This is a genomic window from Anaerococcus sp. Marseille-Q5996 (assembly GCF_946893725.1).
GTDB lineage: Bacteria > Bacillota > Clostridia > Tissierellales > Peptoniphilaceae > Anaerococcus > Anaerococcus martiniensis.
On sequence record NZ_CAMPPE010000002.1, the window covers coordinates 303991 to 323849 of the forward strand.

The following is a 19859-nucleotide window of genomic DNA, read 5'->3' on the forward strand; positions in this document are numbered from 1 at the left end:
TTTACTCGTGAGCTACTTCTAAGGCCAAGGTCATCATATTTGTGTATGATTTTTCACGATTTTCAGCACTATCAGCTACATTTTCAACAAGAGAATCACTTATTGTAAAAATACCTAAGCCTTTTTTTCCATATTTCCTTGCAGCCATAAATAAACCATAGCTTTCCATCTCTACGCATAGAACTCCGTATTTTTTCATATTTTCAAAAACACCTTCAGGTAATTCATTGTAAAATTGATCTGAACTATGAACTTGTCCGCAATGAGTTGTATAGCCTAGCTCTATAGACTTATTATATGTTTCTAACATTAGATCAAAATCAGGAGTTGGTGAGAAATTGATATTGGCAAAAAGATTATCATTTATTGAACTTTCCGAACATGCACTTGTAGCTATAACGATGTCATGAAGCTTTATATCTTCTTGCATAGATCCTGCAGTTCCTACTCTAATTATTGTATCTACGTCATATCCTCCAAAAAGCTCATTATAATAAATCATAGATGATGGAATTCCCATTCCAGATCCCATAACTGAAACTCTTTTGCCTTTGTAATATCCTGTAAAACCTAGCATTCCTCTTGTTTCTGTAAATTGTGTTACATCATCAAGGAAATTTTCAGCAATAAATTTTGCTCTTAATGGATCTCCCGGCATTAAAACTGTTTTTGCAATTTGATCAGCACTTGTTGCTGATATATGTGGTGTAGGTATGTTCATATAATCTCCTATTATTAATTTCTTATTCTATAATAACATTTTTAAAAACTTTTTTAAACTTAAAAAAAGATAGACAATAATTTTCTATCTTTTCTCAATTTCAGTTATTTTATCCACTCTTCTTTGGTGACGACCACCTTCAAAGTCAGTTTTTGCAAATTCTTCTACAATCATTTTTGCAGTTTCACTTCCTATTACCCTAGCTCCAAGGCATAAGCAATTTGCGTTATTGTGAGCACGACTCATTCTTGCAGAAAATGCTTCTGATACACATGCTGCTCTTATTCCATCAATTTTATTTGCAGAAATACTCATACCTAGTCCTGTCCCACAAACTAAAATTGAAAAATTAGCTTCACCTTCTAATACTTTATCACATGCTTTTTGAGCAAAATCTGAGTAATCAACGCTATCTTTTCCATCTGTTCCTACATGGATTACTTCATGACCAAGTTCTTCTAGTTTTTCTTTAATAGGTGTGTATAAATCAATACCACCGTGATCATTTCCTATAACATATTTCATCCCTTATCCTCCATACTTTTAACTATACATAAATGTTATCATAGGCATATTAACTTTACAAGTTGTAATAAAAAGCATATGATATAATGTAATAAAGTAAGACGAAACTAGGAGAGAAGATGTTTGAATTTAATTTGAATGGACATGATTTTAATTATGTTCATTTTATAGGTATAGGTGGTATATCAATGAGTGGTATAGCTGCCTTACTGTTGAATAAAGGATATAAAATATCTGGTTCTGATAGAACACTTACAGATATTACTAAAAATTTAGAAGATAATGGTGCAAAAATATTTATAGGTCAAAGGAAAGAAAACATAACAAATCCTAACCTTGTTGTATATACAGACGCCATTTTAGATGACAATGAAGAATTAATAGCTGCTCGTAATTTAGGTGTTCCAGTAGTAACACGTGGTGTTTTTCTTGGAGCTTTAATGAAAAATTACAAGCACTCTATTGCTGTATCAGGTTCACATGGAAAATCTACTGCTACTAGTATGATTTCAAAAATATTGCTTAACTCAAGTGAAGATGCCAGTATACTTTTAGGCGGAGAGCTTGATGATATGCATGGAAATGTCCATGTGGGAGATGATAAATATCTTGTAACTGAAGCCTGTGAGTACAAAGGAAACATTAGATATTATTATCCACAAACTGTAATAATTTTAAATATTGACGAAGATCACTTAGATTATTACAAGGATTTAAATGATATTGTAGATACATTCAAAGCTTATTTAAGAAATCAAGATGAAAATTCAAAAACCATATTAAACCTTAATGAAGAAAACAACAAGCTAGTTCTTGATTCAGTGCAGGGTGATCTAATAACTTACGCCCAAGAAAATTATGCAGCTGACTATGTGGCACACAACATTGCTTTTGATGATATTGGTAGACCAAATTTTGATTTAAAAATGAAAAATGGATTGATAGAACACTTTGAATTAGGTGTTATTGGAAGACATAATATAAATAATGCTATGGCATCAATAATAGCTACTTATGAAAATGGAATAGATATTCCAACTATAAAAGAGAATCTAAGAGCTTATTCTGGGCTTAAACGCAGGATGGAAATAATCGGTCATGTAAATGATGCTACAATTATGACGGATTATGGTCACCACCCTTCTGAAATTGAAGTAACACTTAATGCATTAAAAGAACATACTGAAGGAAAACTAGTCTGTATTTGGCAACCTCACACCTACAGTAGAACAAAAACATTATTTGATGACTTTTTAAACTGTTTTGATGGAGCTGATGAAGTTGTAATAACAGATATATATGCTGCCCGTGAAAAATATGACCCATCTATTCACTCTAAAGATGTAGTAGAGGCTCTAATTGAAAAAGGAATAAATGCTAAGTATTTAGGAACTTTTGAACAAGCTCGTGATTATGTATACGAAATCGCCCAACCATCTGATTTAATTATAACAACAGGTTGTGGAAATCCAGATGAGCTAGCTCATATGATTGTGGATGATCAAGTAAAAGTAAGTGCTTAAATTAAAATTGACCCCCTTATGGAGGTCAATTTTTTATATGTACAATTTTAAAAATCAGTAGATAAATCGAGTGATATAGCCATTGCTTCGTTAATTTTAATCATAACTGTATTATCAAACGTTCCAATTTTTTCCCTAAGTCTTCTCTTATCTATAGTTCTTAATTGCTCCAAAAGTGCAACACTATTTTTTGGAAGACCAAATTCATTTCCTTTTATCTTTACATGAGTGGGAAGTTTTGCCTTATTTAATTGGCTGGTTATTGGTGCAACAATGATTGTTGGTGAATATTTATTACCAACATCATTTTGCACTACTATAACAGGTCTAACTCCCCCCTGTTCGCTACCAACAACTGGAGATAAATCTGCATAGAACAAATCTCCTCTTTTAATCTTCATAGATTTCTCCTAAATAATTATCCATACTAATTATTTTACCACTTTTTTTATAAATTCTAGGTACACGAAGATTAATTGAAGTCATTAATTCATATGGTATTGTATTTATTTTAGCTGCTTCTTTGTAAATATCAGGATAAATTATCACTTCATCATCAACTTTTACATCTACATCACTAACATCAACCATCATTTGATCCATGCAGACTCTTCCGATAACTTTACACAAGTGACCATTTATTAAAACTTCACCAATATTTGAAAATGCTCTTATATAACCATCAGCATATCCAATACTTAGGGTGGCGATTTTCATTTTTTTATCACTAACAAATGTTCTGCCATAGGAAATTGATGTGCCAGGATCTACTTCTTTTACAAATATTACTCTCGATCTAAAGGAAAAACATTGCTTTAATTCTATATTTTTTTCTTCCTTTACAACATCAGAAGGATACAAACCATATGTTGAAATACCGACACGCATCATATCTTTTGTTATATTGTGTTTTATAGCACCTGCGCTATTTGCTAAATGAACAAAGTCTAACTTAAAGTTTTCATTAATAAACTTAGTTATTTTTATAAATTTTTCATACTGCATATTTGTATATGAAGTGTCTGCTTCATCAGCTGTAGAAAAATGAGTAAATACAGAAATTATATTAATATTTTCTAATTTTTTTAATTCCAGTATTTTTTCCTCTTCAAAATCACGAAATCCAATTCTACCCATTCCAGTATCTAAAAGTATATGAGCATTAACTTTACCAACTATATTTTTGTTTATTAATTTAGCATATTCTAAGTCAAAAATTGGAATATCTATATCATTATCGATACACTTTTGTACATCTTCATAATAAACGGCACCAAGAATTAAAATTGGTTTTTTTATACCTGCCTCTCTTAATGCTAGTGCTTCGGTAACTCTTGCTACTGCAAAATAGTCGACATTATCCTCGATATACTCCGCAATTTTATAAGCACCAAGTCCATAACCATTTGCTTTTAAAACAGCACAATACATAGATTCTGGATTGATTTTCCTAATATTTTGAATATTTTCTAAAATTTTATCAATATCAATTTCTACATAACTTTCAATCATAATTACCTCAATAACTTTAGTGCTTCTGGCAAACTAGATATAATATCTGTTGCCATAGTTGAATCTTCACCCAGTCTAAGACTAGCTATATCTCCAGCTAAAGAATGAACATACACTCCAAGTTTAGCAGCATTAAAAGAATCTAATCTATTACTAAAAGCTCCAATAATTCCGGTTAGTACATCTCCACTTCCAGCTGTAGCCATTCCAGGATTTCCTATATTATTTTTGTAAAATTTCTTTCCATCTGTTACAATTGTATGATTTGATTTTAATACTAATACCACATTATTGTCTTCAGCAAATTTTTTGGCAATGTGATCTGTATCTTCCTTTATTTTATCAATAGTTAAGCCAGTAAGTCTAGAAAATTCTCCCAAATGTGGTGTTAATATTATGTTTTTTTTAACTCCTACTTTTAATATACTCAAGTCTTTACTAACTGCATTTAAACCATCAGCATCAATAATAATATCCAAATTGACCTTATCAATAATTTGGCCAATTAGATTATTTAAATCTTCACCCCTACCCATACCAGGACCTATAACTAGGCTATCCATATCTTCAATCTTTTCTAATATTTGACCAAGAATTTTTTCACTATAAAAGAAATTTTGACAATCAATTTCTTTTATAATCTGCTCATTGACTTTTACTTGTAAAATTTCAGATATAGATTTGGGAGCTAATATGAAAGTCATACCTGCACCTGATCGCATGGCTGAAAGGCTAGCCATATAAACTGAACCTGCCATACCAAGACTACCTCCTAAAAAAGCAATTTTGCCATAATTGCCCTTATGAGTATCAGATTCTCTTTTTGGCATTAATTTTTTCATATCAGAGTTAATTTTAATATTACAATCATTATTTAAACTACAAACAGCTACAGCGAAATTACCATCGTGACTTATAGAAATATTACCCTCAAAAAGGCTATCATTAACAAAGGCTAAAGGTTTACTATCAGTGTGTTTAATTTCAACTCTTTTTCTTAAAATAGAGGCTATATTTAAGTTTTTTGCCTTTATTACTGCTTCCTTAGCAGCAAAAATTCCAGCAAAAGTTTGCATAAAGTTTTGTTTTCCATAAGCATATTTTAGCTCATCATCAGTGAATATTTTATTTAAAAATTTATCATCTGCTTTTTTTGAAAAATTTTCTATATTTACAATATCTATGCCGATCATAATAAGTTTTCACTTAATCTTTTTACATTTTCTTTAATATCTTCAATGTCTAAGTAGGTATACTCCCCATTTTCATAAACTAATTCACCATCTATAAATACATAAGAAATGTCATTTTCATAAGTTGAATAACAAATGGACGCTATTAGATCGTTATTGGGAATATGATTTATATTATCAATATTAATCATTATTAAATCTGCACACTTTCCTTCTTCCACTGTCCCTACTTTATCCCCAAGATCTAAAGCCTTAGCACCATTTATTGTAGCCATTTTTAAAACGTCAAAGGCTTTAAGATTATCAGCTGACTTTAGTTTTGATATTAATGCAGCTACCTCGATTTCTTTTAGCATAGACTGTTTATTATTACTTGATGCTGAATCAGTACCCAAAGCTACATTAATTCTCTTATCCATTAATCTACTTACATCGCATATTCCAGATGATAGTTTTAGGTTACTGGATGGATTATGTAAGATTGATACATTTTTAGATTCCAATATATCCAAATCACCATCAGACAAGTGAACACCATGGGCAGCAATTGTTCTGTTTTCAAATATACCACACTCATCAAATACTTCTGTAGGGCTTTGACCGTATTTTTTCATACATTCATCATTTTCAAATTTTGTTTCTGATAAGTGAATATGAATAGGCATTTTGTATTTTGCGGCAATACCAGCAATTTTTTTCAAATAGTCTTTATAGGTAGTATATACAGCATGTGGTCCTAATGCTATCTCAATTTTGCCATCTTTTCCATTATATTTTTCATATAGTTCGATACATTCTTTAATTCTATAGTCATTTTCATCTGGACTTGATAGGCCTCTAGCTATTTGAGCTCTAAGCTTTGCTTTATCTAATGCTTTTATAGTTTCTTCTTGATAAAAATACATATCAGCAAAGGTTGTAGTACCAGTTTTTATCATCTCAGCAAAAGATAATAATGAAGCATAATAAACCAATTCTTCATTTAGTTTGTCTTCAGCTGGAAATATGTAGTTATTAAGCCAAGTCATCAAATCATTATCATCACCATAGTTTCTGAAGAAACTCATGCCAACATGTGTATGAGTATTGATAAAGCCTGGCATAGTTATAAAATTGTGGCCATCAATAACTTTATCTACTTTTAAATCCTTAATTTTGTCTATTCTAGATATTTTTCCATTTTTTATATAAATATCATCATTATTTAATTTATCATCATTCATAGATAAAATATTAGTATTTTTTATTAATATATTCATATTTTAAAAAAAGGAGTGGTTACCACTCCTTATTCTCCTATTTTTTCCTTTAATAAGTTTGTTATCTCTACTGGATTTCCTTTACCTTTTGTTTTCTTCATAGCCTGCCCAACTAAGAAACCAAATGCACGATCTTTTCCATTTTTAATATCTTCAATAGATTCTGGATTTTCAGATAGAACTTCATCAACAACTTCTTCTAAGAATCCACTATCACTAATTTGAAGAAGATTTCTTTCTTCAGCTAGTTTTTCCGGATCTTCATTTGATTCGTAAATTTCACGCAGTAGTTTTTTTGCAACATTATTGTTAATCTTATCTTCTTTAGCAAGATTAATTAATTTTGCAAAGTTATCTACTGAAAGATTCATTGTTGATGGACTTTGCTCTGTTTCATTTAATCTACGTGATAATTCTGTTAATATCCAATTTGCTGATGTTTTTGGTTCATTTACAATTTCATTTGTTTGTTCAAATAGTTCAGCAAGCTCTCTATCATTAGCCAATAAACCTGCATCATATTCAGTCATTTCATATTCGGTAATATAACGACTTTGTTTTTTAGCAGGAAGTTCTGGGAGGTTTTCTCTTATATTATTAATATCTTCATCTTCTAAATAAATTTCTGGAATATCCCCGTCGACTGAAAACCTATAATCATTTCCAACTTCTTTATCACGCATATGGATGGTTTCTAATTTTTCATCATCCCATCTTCTTGTTTCTTTTGTACCCATTTCACCTTTTTCAAGAAGCTCTGTATGACGTTTTACTTCAAAATCCAAAGCCTGTTCAATTGCCTTAATTGAGTTCATATTCTTAATTTCAGCTATATTAGTTTTATTACCTGTATCAGTATCTTGCATATTTATATTTACATCCACACGCATAGATCCTTGAGCCATTATACAATCGGAAACTTCTAAGAATCTCAATGTTGATGCAAGTGTCTCAACAAAGTCACGCGCTTCATCAGGAGACTCAATATCTGGTTTTGTAACAATCTCTATAAGCGGAACTCCAGCACGATTGTAATCCATCAATGTTCTACCTTCTTCATCATGGTTTGATTTACCAGTATCTTCTTCCATGTGAATTTCTATAAGACCTATTTTTTTGCCACTTGAAAGCTCTATATAACCATTTGTCGCGTAAGGTTTATCATATTGGGTTATTTGATAGCCCTTTGTAAGATCTGGATAAAAATATTTTTTCCTATCCATTTTTTGATTATTTGCTATATCACAATTAAAAGCAAGTCCTGCTCTTAAGGCTAATTCTACAGCTTTTTTATTCATTACTGGCAATGCACCAGGATGACCTAAGCAGATAGGACAAACATTTGTGTTTGGAACAGCTCCAAATTCATTTTTACAAGAGCAAAACATTTTTGTATTAGTAGCTAGCTCCACGTGGATTTCTAGACCTATTATTGTTTTTGTATTCATTTTGCCTCCCCTAAAAATTTGTCTGCTGCATTAATTATTTTATTATCATCAAATCTGTTTCCTATAAATTGTATTGACCCAGATATCCCCTCTCTTACTGGTACAGAAAGTCCGCACATGCCTGCAAGATTTACAATAACATTAAATCCATCTGCTTTAAAGTCAGAAAGAGGGTCTTTTTCAGTTTCTTCATCAATTGCTGGAGGTAGATTTGTCGTAGTTGGTGTTACTATTAAATCAAATGTTTCAAATAATTCTTCTAATTCTTCTTTAATTAAAGTACGTAGTTTAAGACCTTTTTTATAAATCTTTTGATCATCGCTTGCTGATAAGTACATAGTTCCAAGAGCGATCCTTCTTTGAACTTCTTCTCCAAGTCCTTCTGATCTAGATTTTACAAATAATTCAGAAATGTCTTTATAATCTTCAGTTTGGTGGCCAAATCTTACCCCATCAAATCTACTCATATTTGAAGAAACTTCAGAACTCATAACGATATTATATACAGGGTTTGCGTAGATGGCATAATTTAATTTTACTTCTTGAAGTTCCGCGCCTAAATCTTTCAGGCGATTTAAGGCTAGTTGATAATCTTCTTTTACTGCATCCTCTATGCCTTCATAAAGAACACTGTCTATACTTATTACAGCAATTTTTTTGCCATTAAAATCGTAATCTTCTTTTTTGTACTCAAATGCATCTAAGATTGCAGTCATATCATTTTCATCTGGTGATGAAGTTATATTTGATAATAATCTTAAATCATCAATATTTTGAGCAAATACTCCAACTTGATCTAGAGTATTTGCCATAGAAACTACTCCGAAACGGCTAAATAATGAATAAGTTGGTTTATAACCAATAATATTTGTATATGAAGCTGGTCCTCTAACAGACCCTCCAGTATCAGTTCCTAGGGCTACAAGCACATCATCATTAGAAACTGCGACTGCAGATCCTGATGAAGAACCACCTGCGATTTTTGAAGTATCAAGATTATTTTTCACCACACCAAAATGTGATGTTTTAGAGCTTGCACCCATAGCGAATTCATCCATATTTGTTTTCGCTATAATAACTGCATCTTCATTTAATAAATTTTCTACCACACTTGCATTATATATAGGTCTGAAGTCTTCTAACATTTTTGATGCACAAGTCATATTCATATTTTTATATGAGATGTTATCCTTAACAGCAACTGGTAAACCAAACAACTTTCCTAATTCTTCGCCATTTTTAAGTTTATTATCTAAATATTCAGCTCTTTTTAAAGAGTCTTCTTCATCAAAAGAAATATAAGCATTGTGTTCATTTTTTTTGATTTTTTCTAGTGTCTCTTTTGTATATTCAACTACTGAAATTTCTCCAGATTTTAATTTACTTACTAAATTTTCTATATTCATAAAATCCCCTATAAATTCCAATCCAATCTGAAATAACCAAATTCTTTATCCGGAGCATTTTTTAATGCTTCATCACGACTAGATGATTCTTTAACTTCATCTTCTCTAAAAACCGCCTTATGTGAATCAATACTTTCAGTCATTTTTACATTTTCAGTGTCTACATCAAAAATATCTTCTATAAAATCAATAACAATATTAAATTTATTAGACAGATCATCAACATCTTTTCCATCTAGGCTAAGATTTGCAAGTCTATAAATTTTTTCTACTTCTTTTGCTTCCATCTTACTTCCCTTCTAATTGCTCTAAAAAATTGAAAAGTTTATCATCTTCATAAACTTCTATATTCAATTCTCTAGCTTTAGTTAATTTCGATCCTGCATTTTGCCCGCATAGGACAATATCAGTATTTTTAGAAACTGAACCACTTACTTTTCCACCATTTTTTTCAATCAAATCTTTAATATCATCTCTTTTATAGTTTTCTATGGTCCCAGTTATTACAAAAGTTTTATTTTCTAATTCATTGGAAGAATTGTCATCCTCAACTTCATTTAAAATAATACCCTTTGATAGGAGGATATCTAAAGCATTACTAATTTTTTCATCCTCAAAAAATTCTACTATATTCTCAGCAGTAATTTCTCCAATGTCATCTATTTCAATTAATTGGTCAGCGTTTGCATGTCTTAAATTATCAAAATTTTTAAATTTATTTGCTAAATCTATAGCTGTTCTTTCTCCTACATTTGGTATTCCTATTGCATATATAAATCTATTTAAATCACGTCTTTTGCTCTCTTGTATTGAGTTTAATAAATTTTGAGATTTTTTTGGACCGAACCTATCTAATTTAATCAAATCGTCATAGTCTAAATCATATATCTCATATATATCATCAATATTAAGTTCTTCCATAAGTTGAGCTATAGTTTTTTCTGATAAGCCTTCAATATCCATAGCATTTCTAGATGTATAATGTTCCATGCGTGCTAAAAGCTGCGGTGTACATGAAATTGAGTTTGGACATATGATATGAACATTACCCTCGATTAATTCGGTATTGCAATATGGGCAATGACTTGGTTTTTCAATCTTAATAGTTCCTGGCTGATTTTGATCAACTACTCCCAATATTTCTGGGATTACGTCATTGGATCTTCTAATAAATACTTTTGAACCAATTTTTACATGTTTACGTTCAATATCATCGTAATTATTTAGTGTTGCTCGTGATACAGTCACTCCAGAAAAATCAACCGGTTCAAGTATTGCTGACGGAGTAACTTTACCAGTTCTACCCACATTCCAAACTACATCTAAAAGAGTTGTTGTATACTCTTCTGCTTCAAATTTAAACGCAATCGACCATCTAGGAAATTTATTTGTATATCCAAGGGCTTCTTGAGTTCTAATATCATTAATTTTTATAACCACACCATCGGTAAGTATATCTAGATCTTTTCTTTCTTCACTAATTTTCTCTAGTTCAGCGATTATTTCATCGTAAGTTTTTACTAGTTTGTGGTATGGATGGATATTAAAGTTTTCTTTTTTGAGAAAATCCAGCATTTCCTCTTCAGTCTTAAAATCTAAGTTATTAGTTGATATATTATAAAAGAATGCCGTTAGGTTTCTTTTTCGTGTTTCTTTAGTATCAAGATTTCTTAACGCCCCAGCTGCTGCATTTCTAGCATTTTTAAGCTGAAATTCATTTTCTTTATTGTATTTTTCAAGCTCGGATAAGGGCATTAGAGCTTCACCTTGGATTTCTAATAAAGATTTTTCTCTAATTTCCAATGGAACAGATTTTATGGTTTTAACTTGGGCAGAAATTTCTTCTCCTACAATACCATTACCCCTTGTAGAAGCATTTTTTAATTTACCATCTTCGTATGTCAAATTTATAGTCAAACCATCAAATTTGTATTCCAGTACAAATTCCAATTCAGGAAGCATATCGTCATGACTTTGATTGTAAGAGTTACGAAGTCTATTAGCTCTATCTAACCAATCATTCAAATCTTCGTATGATTGAGCTTTGTCTTGAGAATATAATCTTGAAATATGAAAGTGTTTTTGAAATTTTTCTAATATTTCTCCACCAACCTTTTGAGTTGGTGAGTTATTAGGTGAAATTCCAGTTTCTTTTTCTAATTTTTTTAATTTATCATATAATTTATCATACTCACCATCAGAAACCAAAGGAGCATCCAAGGTGTAGTAATGGTAATTTAATTCTTCAATTTTTTCTATAAGTTCATTAATTTCTTCTTTTTTATCCATATTACACCTTATAAATTGGGGCATAGTCTTGATTTAGTTTTTTTAGTCCTTTTTTATCAAAGGCTACTACCAATTCATTGCCATCCTCATTTTCCTTTATCTGAACAACCATGCCTTCTCCCCATTTTGAATGCATAATTTTATCCCCGACTTGATATTTTTCATTACTATTTTCATGTTTTTTTAGTTTAGTATCAAGGACTGATTGACGAGTTTTTTCTCTCATATAATCTTCATTTGAAGCTCTTTCATAGGTTCGTGAATTAAATGAAGAAAAAGTTGAATTTTGTAATTCTTTAACGTTTGATTTTATTTCATCAATGAATCTTGAAGTCTTGTAGTAAACAGGCTTACCATAGGATCTTCTAACTTCACTACTGGTTAGATATAATTTTTCACGAGCCCTAGTAATTGCAACATAAAATAATCTACGTTCTTCCTCTACATTGCCTTCATCAATAGATCTTTTTCCAGGAAATAATCCCTCATCCATTCCAACAACGAATACAATTGGAAATTCAAGTCCTTTTGCAGCATGCATTGTCATAAGTGTAACTGAATTATCCCTATCCTCTGTTTTTTCAAGTTCAGAAATCAAACTTAAATTCTCTAAATAATCATAAATAGTATCATCAGGATTATTTTCTTCGTATTCACTAGCTGCACTTATAAACTCATTGATATTATCTATCCTAGCTCTATCCTCTACTGAATAGCTAGATTCCAAAACCTTTAGATAACCAGACTTATCTAAAACCTCATTAATTAAGTCAGTTATTGTATATTTTAAAGCGTTTTCAAAAATTTCTTTTAAAGGATTATAAAATTTATACGCCAATTTTTTAAGTCTATCAGTAAGTAATTGTTCATAGGTTGGATTGGTTATTAATTCTAAAATAGAAATATTATTATCTGAAGCTATCTTTCCCATTTGCTCTACACTTTTGTCACCAATTCCACGTTTTGGTTCATTTATAATACGTTTTAAAGCCACATCATCTTTTGGATTTACAATAACTTTAAGATAAGAAACTAAATCTTTAATTTCTTTTCTATCATAGAATTTTAGACCACCAATTACTTTGTAATCAATCAGATTTTTCATCAAAATTTCTTCAAATGGTCTCGACTGAGCATTCGTTCTATATAAAACTGCAATATCACTATAGGCATATCCAAGATTCACTAATTTTTTTATCTCATCTACTACAAATTTACCTTCTTCACTTTCAACTGAGTTATTTTTATAAATAACTTCATCCCCAGTATCATTTGCAGTCCATAAATTTTTATCTTTACGTTCAATATTATTTATTATTAATGAGTTTGCAGTATTAAGTATATTTGATGTAGACCTATAATTTTGCTCTAGTTTGATAACTCTAGCATCATTAAAGTCTTTTTCAAAATTTAAAATATTGCTAATATCTGCACCTCTAAAACTATAGATGGATTGATCGGCATCACCAACAACAATAACATTGTTATGATATCCCCCAAAATATTTTATAAGTTCATATTGGGATGCATTTGTATCTTGGTACTCATCAACGAAAACATATTCAAATTTCTTTTGATAGTATTCTAAAACTTGCTGATCTTTTTTAAATATATCTAGAACTTTTTCTATTAGATCATCAAAATCTAGTGAATTATATTCATATTTACGTTTTTCATATAAGCGATAAATTTCATAGTATTCATTGTGATTTCTATAAAAGCTATCAATTTTTAAAAACTCATTTGGACTTATAGATTTATTTTTTAAAGAACTAATGATATTTTGAGCATCTCTAGGGCTTATTTCATCCTTGTAACCCAAATCATTTATAATTTCTTTAATTAAAGTCCTCTGATCATTGGTGTCATATATTGTAAAATTAGAACTATATCCAATTTTTTCAATATTCATTCGTAGAATTCTAGCACAGATAGAGTGAAATGTACCAATCCATAGATGACCAACGTCCATGCCTAATAGACTTGCAATCCTATCTTTCATCTCATTTGCTGCTTTGTTGGTAAATGTGATTGCTAATATATTTCTAGGGTCAACTCCCTCATTTTTTATCAAATTTGCAATACTTGTAGTAAGTACTCTTGTTTTACCACTACCTGCCCCTGCAAGAACTAAAAGAGGTCCGTTTTTATGAAGTACTGCTTCTTTTTGTTTGTCATTTAAACCTTCTAATATCATCACATCCCCCTATCTATTTATTATACCACATGAAAAAAGAGTAGACATAAGTCTCCTCTTTAAATCATAGATATTTAATTAAGATTTATTTTTCTTTATCTTCTCTTTGTTTTTTTAAATCTTTTTCTATAAGTTTATCTAAAACTAAGTCATAGCCATTTGAACCGTAGTTTAATGATCTATTCACTCTAGAAATAGTAGCAGTTGATGCCCCTGTTTCTTCTTCGATTACATTGTATGTTTTTCTAACTTTTAATAATCTTGCAACATGTAATCTTTGAGCTATAGATTGGATTTCTCTGGCTGTACATATATCTGTAAAAAATGCGTAGCAATCTTCAACGCTATTAAGCATCAGGATTGCTTCAAATAATTCATCTGTTTGTTGATTTTTTAATTTTGAATCTGTCATTGTTCCCCCGAGTATATAAAAAGTAATCTTTTTTTAGTTACATTAGTATTATACACTAAAATACAAATTAAATATACTTTTATCAAAATATTTTGCCAGTTTTGTTATATATGCAAATAACTTTCTTATGATTCTAATTATCATTTACATTTTCAATTGAAAGTTTGAGTAAGTCTTTGCATAATTCTTCGTTTCTAGCAAGCAAAGGACCGTGAAGGTATGTTCCAATAGTATTTTTATATCTAAATCCTTCAGTTTTATCAGTTCCATTATTTCCATTTCCGTCTATAACAGTTCCAAATGCATTTTGGTTTTCTGACAGATAAGTCACACCTCCGTGATTTTCAAAACCTTCGTATATTTTCCCCGAATTGCAATCTTTTATTTTTACCGGTCCTGTAAATCTTTTACCATTTTCTTGGTTAACAGTGTAATGATTAAAAATATTTAATCCATTTATTTTTTTATTATATGCATCGTAATAATATTGTCCTAATAATTGGTAGCCACCACATATTGCTAGAAACACACCGTTGTTATCGATGTATTTTTTTATACTAACTTTTTTTTCTAACAAATCCGATTGAACAATTCTTTGTTCATAATCTTGGCCACCTCCAAAAAATACAAAGTTGTATTTTTCCCAATCGAAAAAATCACCAATACTTACTGTATCTATCTCTACCTCATATCCATTTTTTCTAGCCTCATGTGCATATGCCATTACATTTCCAACATCACCATAAGTATTTAACAAATTTCCATATAGGTGGCAGATTTTTATTTTTTTCATAGTCCCAGCACCTCTCTTAACCTAAGCATAGCTGTATATGTGGATAGGATGTAGATATTATTAGTTTTAGAATTTTTGATTACATTATGGATTTCATTTTCATAGTCAAATTCATTAATATTACCATCATAGATTTCAGCAATTTCTAAGCGTCTTTTCATATCTTTTTTTCTCATTCCTGATACATAAATGTCTTTAATATCTAAATTGCTAAGTTTTTCATAATAAGAATCATATATCCAGCTTACATCTGTACCATCTGCATAGTTATCATTTAATAAGCAAATTAAAGTTATTGGCTCTTCTTCAAGTAATATTAAATCTATAATTTGATTTAATCCTGTAGGGTTTTTAACAAGATTGATAGTGACGTTTTTCCCATCTATATTTATGTTTTCCTGTCTGCCAAATACATTTTTTTGGCTAGAAAGTCCCCTATAAATTTCTTCGTATGATAGGCCTAATTCTTTTGCAGCAGAAAGAGCAGCTAATGCATTATATACATTGTATAGACCGCCTACACTAACTTTATAAACTTCTTCACCTATTTTAAATTCAGAATAATCTGCTTCAAGTCGTATAATCTCATCTATTGCATAATTAATATATGGTGTCTTAAAATCACAATTTGGACATGAATAATCACCAAGTGAAGAATAATTGTTCATTTTATATTTTAATACGTGATTACAATTTGGACAAAGTATTCCGTCCGAATTAATCTCTGCATCTAAATCATAATCTGAACTTGCATTTTTGTAATCACGAATGCCAAAATAAGACCTATCATAGTCTTCCATTTGCTGGTAATTAAATATAGGTAAATCACCATTTGCAATAATTTTTGCTTTTGGCATTACCTTCATCCCATCCATTACCTTCGCAAAAATATTATAAATTTCTCCAAACCTATCCATCTGATCTCTAAAAATATTTGTAAAAATTACATAATCAGCTTTTATATTTTGTCCAATTCTAACCAGGTTTGCTTCATCCACTTCAAGGACTGCTATAGTTTCTTCTTTTGAAGGATTATCTAATAGAGTAGTAATTATGCCTTGGACCATATTTGAGCCAGATTCATTTGTATACACCTTATCGTAACGTTGTCTTAATATATTTACTAAAAAATGGGTTGTCATTGTTTTACCATTTGTACCAGTTACAAATATAAATTTGGTATTTTTTGACAACTCGTCTAGAATATTTTTATCTAATTTGTATGCAATATAGCCAGGTAAGGATGTTGCATTGTGATTTGTTAGCTTTAAACCTGACCTTACTATTTTTGCTATTTCTTTTGTTAATTTATTTTTAATAGTCATAAATTTAATATATCTTAAAAACTTAACTTATCAATAACTAGCCAATAATTTTGTAATATTTTTCTTCCTCAATAGCTTCTCTTTCAATTTTTTTGCATGAATCAATTATAATAAATAAATTATTATTTAACTCATTTAAAAATCTATCTATACTATCATCATTTCCCTGTATAAAACACTTAACATTACCGTCATTTAAATTTTCTACTGTGCCAGTTAAATTTAGTTTATCAGCAATCAATTTTGAAGTATATCTAAATCCTACACCCTGGACTCTTCCTTTAAATAATATTTCATATCTTTTCATCTTTGTCTCCTTAGCCTTAATTTACCCATTACTTGAAAAATTATTTTATAGTAGTTCAATAATATTACCACCCCCTAGGGGTGTCAAAGGAGGTAATATGAAAAAACGCTTTGATGTAACAGGCATGACGTGTGCGTCTTGTCAGGCTAATGTTACAAGAGCAGTTGAAAAATTAGGTGTTAATGAGGTAAATGTAAATCTAATTAACGAATCTATGAGCGTTGATTATGATGAAGATAAACTAAGCGGTGATGACATCATCCATGCTGTAGAAAAAATAGGTTATGGAGCTAGCTTAAAAGATAAAGAAAAATCAACTACTGCTGACAAACCTAAAGAAAAAGACCAAGAAGAAAGTAATACCAGATTTAGGTTAAGAGTATCATTGGTTTTCTTAATCCCACTTTTGTATATAGCTATGGGACCTATGATCGGTTTGCCAGTTCCCTCTTTTATACAAGGAAGAGAAGGCTCTATAAATAACGCCTTTATACAATTTATATTAACTATTCCAGTATTAGTAGTAAATAGAAAGTTTTTTATAAATGGATTTAAAGGATTATTTAATAAGGCTCCAAACATGGATACCCTAGTAGCTCTTGGTGCTAGTGCAGCAACATTTTATGGTATTTTTGCTATAATGCGAATGGCCTATGGTTTCGGATTTAACCAACCAGAAATTATAGATCAATATATGCATAACCTGTATTTTGAGTCTGCTGCTGTGATTCTAACTTTAATAACTCTTGGTAAATATTTTGAAGCTAGATCAAAGGGTCAAACTAAAGCATCCCTAGAAAATTTAATAAATCTAGCACCAAAAAAAGCAACAATTCTTGTTGATGGTAAGGAAAAAAGCGTAGATGTTTCTGAGATAGAAAAAGGAGATATAATCTTAATTAGACCTGGAGATTCTATTCCAGTGGATGGTGAGATTATAGAAGGCTCTTCCCTACTTGATGAGGCAGCATTAACTGGTGAATCTATTCCTGTTAATAAGGGTGTTGGAGATGAAGTAATAACTGCAACTATTAACAAAGAAGGTTCATTTAAATTTAAAGCCACCAAAGTTGGAGAAGATACAACTCTTGCCCAAATTATAAATCTAGTAAATGAAGCAAACGAAACCAAGGCTCCAATTGCTAAAATGGCAGATGAAATTTCAGCTATATTTGTACCAGCTGTAATTTTAATTTCTATTGTTACATTCATAATATGGATGGCACTAGGCTATAGTTTTGAATTTGCATTAAATTTAATGATTTCAGTTTTAGTTATATCCTGTCCATGTGCCCTAGGTCTAGCTACACCGATGGGGATAATGGTTTCTACTGGAAAATCCGCAGAACTAGGTTTATTATTTAAAAGTGCAGAAAGTTTAGAAAACTTAAGCAAAGTTGATACAATACTTCTAGACAAAACAGGGACTATTACTGAAGGTAGACCTCAAGTTACAGATGTAAAAACTGATATAGATCATGATGAGTTTATAAAACTTGCAACTTCTATAGAAAATTCATCTGAACACCCATTAAGTAATGCAATAGTTACCTATGCTGAAGAAAATAATATAGCTTCAGAGAATGTATCAGACTTTAACGCTATTTCTGGTAAAGGAATAAGCGCAACATATAATGGTCAAAGATACCTAGCAGGTAATTTAAGGCTAATGAAAGAAAATAATATAGATCTTAAAAACTATATAGAAATAGCTGATACTTATGCAAATGAAGGTAAGACTTCTATGTACTTTGCTGATGAAAATCAATTAATTGGTCTAATAGCTGCTAAGGACTTACCAAAAGCAACTTCAAAAATTGCCATAGATGAGCTTAAAAATCTAGGTTATGAAGTAACTATGGTAACTGGAGATAACGAAAAAACAGCAGAAGCAATCAGATCTGACTTAGGTATTGATAAAAAATTTGCTGATGTCCTACCTCAAGATAAAGATAAAGTTGTAAAACAATTGCAAGATATGGGTAAAAAAGTAACCATGGTAGGTGATGGTATTAATGACGCGCCTGCTCTTGCAAGAAGTGATATAGGTATGGCCATTGGTAATGGTACTGATGTTGCTATAGACTCTGCAGATGTTGTATTGATGAGAAATTCACTACTAGATATAGTAAGTGCAATTGAACTTTCAAAATCAACTATAAAGACCATCAAGCAAAATTTATTCTGGGCTTTCTTTTACAATGTAATACTAATCCCAGTAGCAGCAGGGCTTTTATATCCATTTAAAGGAATCACATTAAATCCAATGTTTGCAGCCTTTGCAATGAGTATTTCATCTGTATTCGTATGTTTAAACTCACTAAGACTAAGAGGATTTAAACCAGAGTTTAAAAATCAAAAAGCTATAGATGAAGTAGAAAAAAACGCATCAAACAATGAATATCAAAATCTATCAAATAATAAAGAAATAAAAGGAGAAGAAAAAATGACAGATACAAATAAATTAGTAGTAAATGTAAATGGAATGACTTGTGAACATTGCAAAAATCATGTTGAAAAAGCACTAAATGAATTAGCATTTGTAGAAAATGCAAATGTAAATCTAGATGAAAAAAATGCTACAGTTGAATACTTCGGAAGTGTAGATGAAGATCAAATCAAAGAAGCAATAACTGAAGCAGGATATGAATTTAACGGTATCGAATACAAATAATGCATGCTGATAAAGCAAAAACAATCAGAAAACTAAAAACTGTCGGAGGTCAAATCGATGGTTTAATAAAAATGGTTGAAGATGACAGATACTGTATCGATATTAGCAACCAAATTATGGCCTCGATTTCTATTTTGAAAAATATCAATAAAGATGTACTCTCTGCTCATTTAAATCATTGTGTATACCAAGCATTAGAAAATGATAACGCAGATGAGACAAAAGAAAAACTAGATGAAATCGAAGGTATAATAAATAAACTTAATAAAATTTGA

General features: G+C 30.4%; 18 protein-coding genes. 3 read left to right on the plus strand and 15 right to left on the minus strand.

Annotated features, from left to right (window positions below):
- Position 1: 1 nt before the first annotated feature.
- Positions 2–721 carry a purine-nucleoside phosphorylase gene (gene deoD / locus OC526_RS03990; protein ID WP_262122296.1) on the minus strand — a complete coding sequence of 240 codons (720 nt, stop codon included), beginning with the start codon at positions 719–721 and terminating at the stop codon, positions 2–4.
- An 84-nt stretch (positions 722–805) separates the two neighbouring features.
- Complete coding sequence (gene rpiB / locus OC526_RS03995) at positions 806–1246, minus strand: ribose 5-phosphate isomerase B (RefSeq protein WP_262122297.1); 441 nt, start codon at positions 1244–1246, stop codon at positions 806–808.
- A gap of 119 nt (positions 1247–1365) precedes the next feature.
- Here rpiB and murC point away from each other — a divergent pair, with 119 nt between their 5' ends.
- Entirely contained in the window at positions 1366–2769 is a 1404-nt protein-coding gene (gene murC, locus OC526_RS04000; protein WP_262122298.1) for a UDP-N-acetylmuramate--L-alanine ligase, read from the plus strand.
- A 47-nt stretch (positions 2770–2816) separates the two neighbouring features.
- Here the strand turns inward: murC and OC526_RS04005 are convergent, their stop codons facing one another.
- From OC526_RS04005 to OC526_RS04065, 13 genes are all read right to left on the minus strand, one after another.
- Positions 2817–3170, minus strand: coding sequence for a type II toxin-antitoxin system PemK/MazF family toxin (locus OC526_RS04005; RefSeq protein WP_262122299.1), 354 nt, complete (start codon positions 3168–3170; stop codon positions 2817–2819).
- Complete coding sequence (gene alr, locus OC526_RS04010; protein ID WP_262122300.1) at positions 3160–4281, minus strand: alanine racemase; 1122 nt, start codon at positions 4279–4281, stop codon at positions 3160–3162. The genes OC526_RS04005 and alr overlap by 11 nt, the downstream gene beginning before the upstream one ends.
- A 2-nt stretch (positions 4282–4283) precedes the next feature.
- Positions 4284–5474 carry an NAD(P)H-hydrate dehydratase gene (locus OC526_RS04015; protein WP_262122301.1) on the minus strand — a complete coding sequence of 397 codons (1191 nt, stop codon included), beginning with the start codon at positions 5472–5474 and terminating at the stop codon, positions 4284–4286.
- Positions 5471–6697, minus strand: coding sequence for an amidohydrolase (locus OC526_RS04020; protein ID WP_316043769.1), 1227 nt, complete (start codon positions 6695–6697; stop codon positions 5471–5473). The genes OC526_RS04015 and OC526_RS04020 overlap by 4 nt, the downstream gene beginning before the upstream one ends.
- A gap of 65 nt (positions 6698–6762) precedes the next feature.
- The gene (gene gatB, locus OC526_RS04025; protein ID WP_262122303.1) at positions 6763–8181 is read right to left on the minus strand and encodes an Asp-tRNA(Asn)/Glu-tRNA(Gln) amidotransferase subunit GatB; all 1419 of its coding nucleotides are present in this window, start codon (positions 8179–8181) and stop codon (positions 6763–6765) included.
- A complete protein-coding gene (locus OC526_RS04030; RefSeq protein ID WP_262122304.1) occupies positions 8178–9587 on the minus strand; it encodes an aspartyl/glutamyl-tRNA amidotransferase subunit A in 1410 nt (469 codons plus the stop codon). Before OC526_RS04030 ends, gatB begins: the two co-directional genes overlap by 4 nt.
- An 8-nt stretch (positions 9588–9595) precedes the next feature.
- A complete protein-coding gene (gene gatC, locus OC526_RS04035) occupies positions 9596–9874 on the minus strand; it encodes an Asp-tRNA(Asn)/Glu-tRNA(Gln) amidotransferase subunit GatC (protein WP_262122305.1) in 279 nt (92 codons plus the stop codon).
- A gap of 1 nt (position 9875) precedes the next feature.
- Positions 9876–11876 carry an NAD-dependent DNA ligase LigA gene (ligA, locus tag OC526_RS04040; RefSeq protein ID WP_262122306.1) on the minus strand — a complete coding sequence of 667 codons (2001 nt, stop codon included), beginning with the start codon at positions 11874–11876 and terminating at the stop codon, positions 9876–9878.
- A gap of 1 nt (position 11877) precedes the next feature.
- Complete coding sequence (locus tag OC526_RS04045; RefSeq protein WP_262122307.1) at positions 11878–14073, minus strand: ATP-dependent helicase; 2196 nt, start codon at positions 14071–14073, stop codon at positions 11878–11880.
- An 85-nt stretch (positions 14074–14158) separates the two neighbouring features.
- Positions 14159–14485 (minus strand): YerC/YecD family TrpR-related protein, encoded by a 327-nt coding sequence (locus OC526_RS04050; protein WP_262122308.1) that lies wholly within the window; start codon positions 14483–14485, stop codon positions 14159–14161.
- Positions 14486–14618: 133 nt separating this feature from the next.
- Positions 14619–15278, minus strand: coding sequence for a type 1 glutamine amidotransferase (locus OC526_RS04055; protein ID WP_262122309.1), 660 nt, complete (start codon positions 15276–15278; stop codon positions 14619–14621).
- The gene (locus OC526_RS04060) at positions 15275–16603 is read right to left on the minus strand and encodes a Mur ligase family protein (RefSeq protein WP_262122310.1); all 1329 of its coding nucleotides are present in this window, start codon (positions 16601–16603) and stop codon (positions 15275–15277) included. Before OC526_RS04060 ends, OC526_RS04055 begins: the two co-directional genes overlap by 4 nt.
- Before the next feature lie 37 nt (positions 16604–16640).
- Positions 16641–16910 (minus strand): acylphosphatase, encoded by a 270-nt coding sequence (locus OC526_RS04065; protein WP_262122311.1) that lies wholly within the window; start codon positions 16908–16910, stop codon positions 16641–16643.
- A 97-nt stretch (positions 16911–17007) separates the two neighbouring features.
- On the opposite strand from OC526_RS04065, the gene OC526_RS04070 reads away from it, so the two are divergent.
- Together OC526_RS04070 and OC526_RS04075 are read left to right on the plus strand one after the other, a co-directional pair.
- Positions 17008–19584: a heavy metal translocating P-type ATPase gene (locus tag OC526_RS04070; RefSeq protein WP_262122312.1), complete on the plus strand. Its 2577-nt coding sequence runs from the start codon at positions 17008–17010 to the stop codon at positions 19582–19584.
- The gene (locus OC526_RS04075; protein WP_262122313.1) at positions 19584–19859 is read left to right on the plus strand and encodes a metal-sensing transcriptional repressor; all 276 of its coding nucleotides are present in this window, start codon (positions 19584–19586) and stop codon (positions 19857–19859) included. Before OC526_RS04070 ends, OC526_RS04075 begins: the two co-directional genes overlap by 1 nt.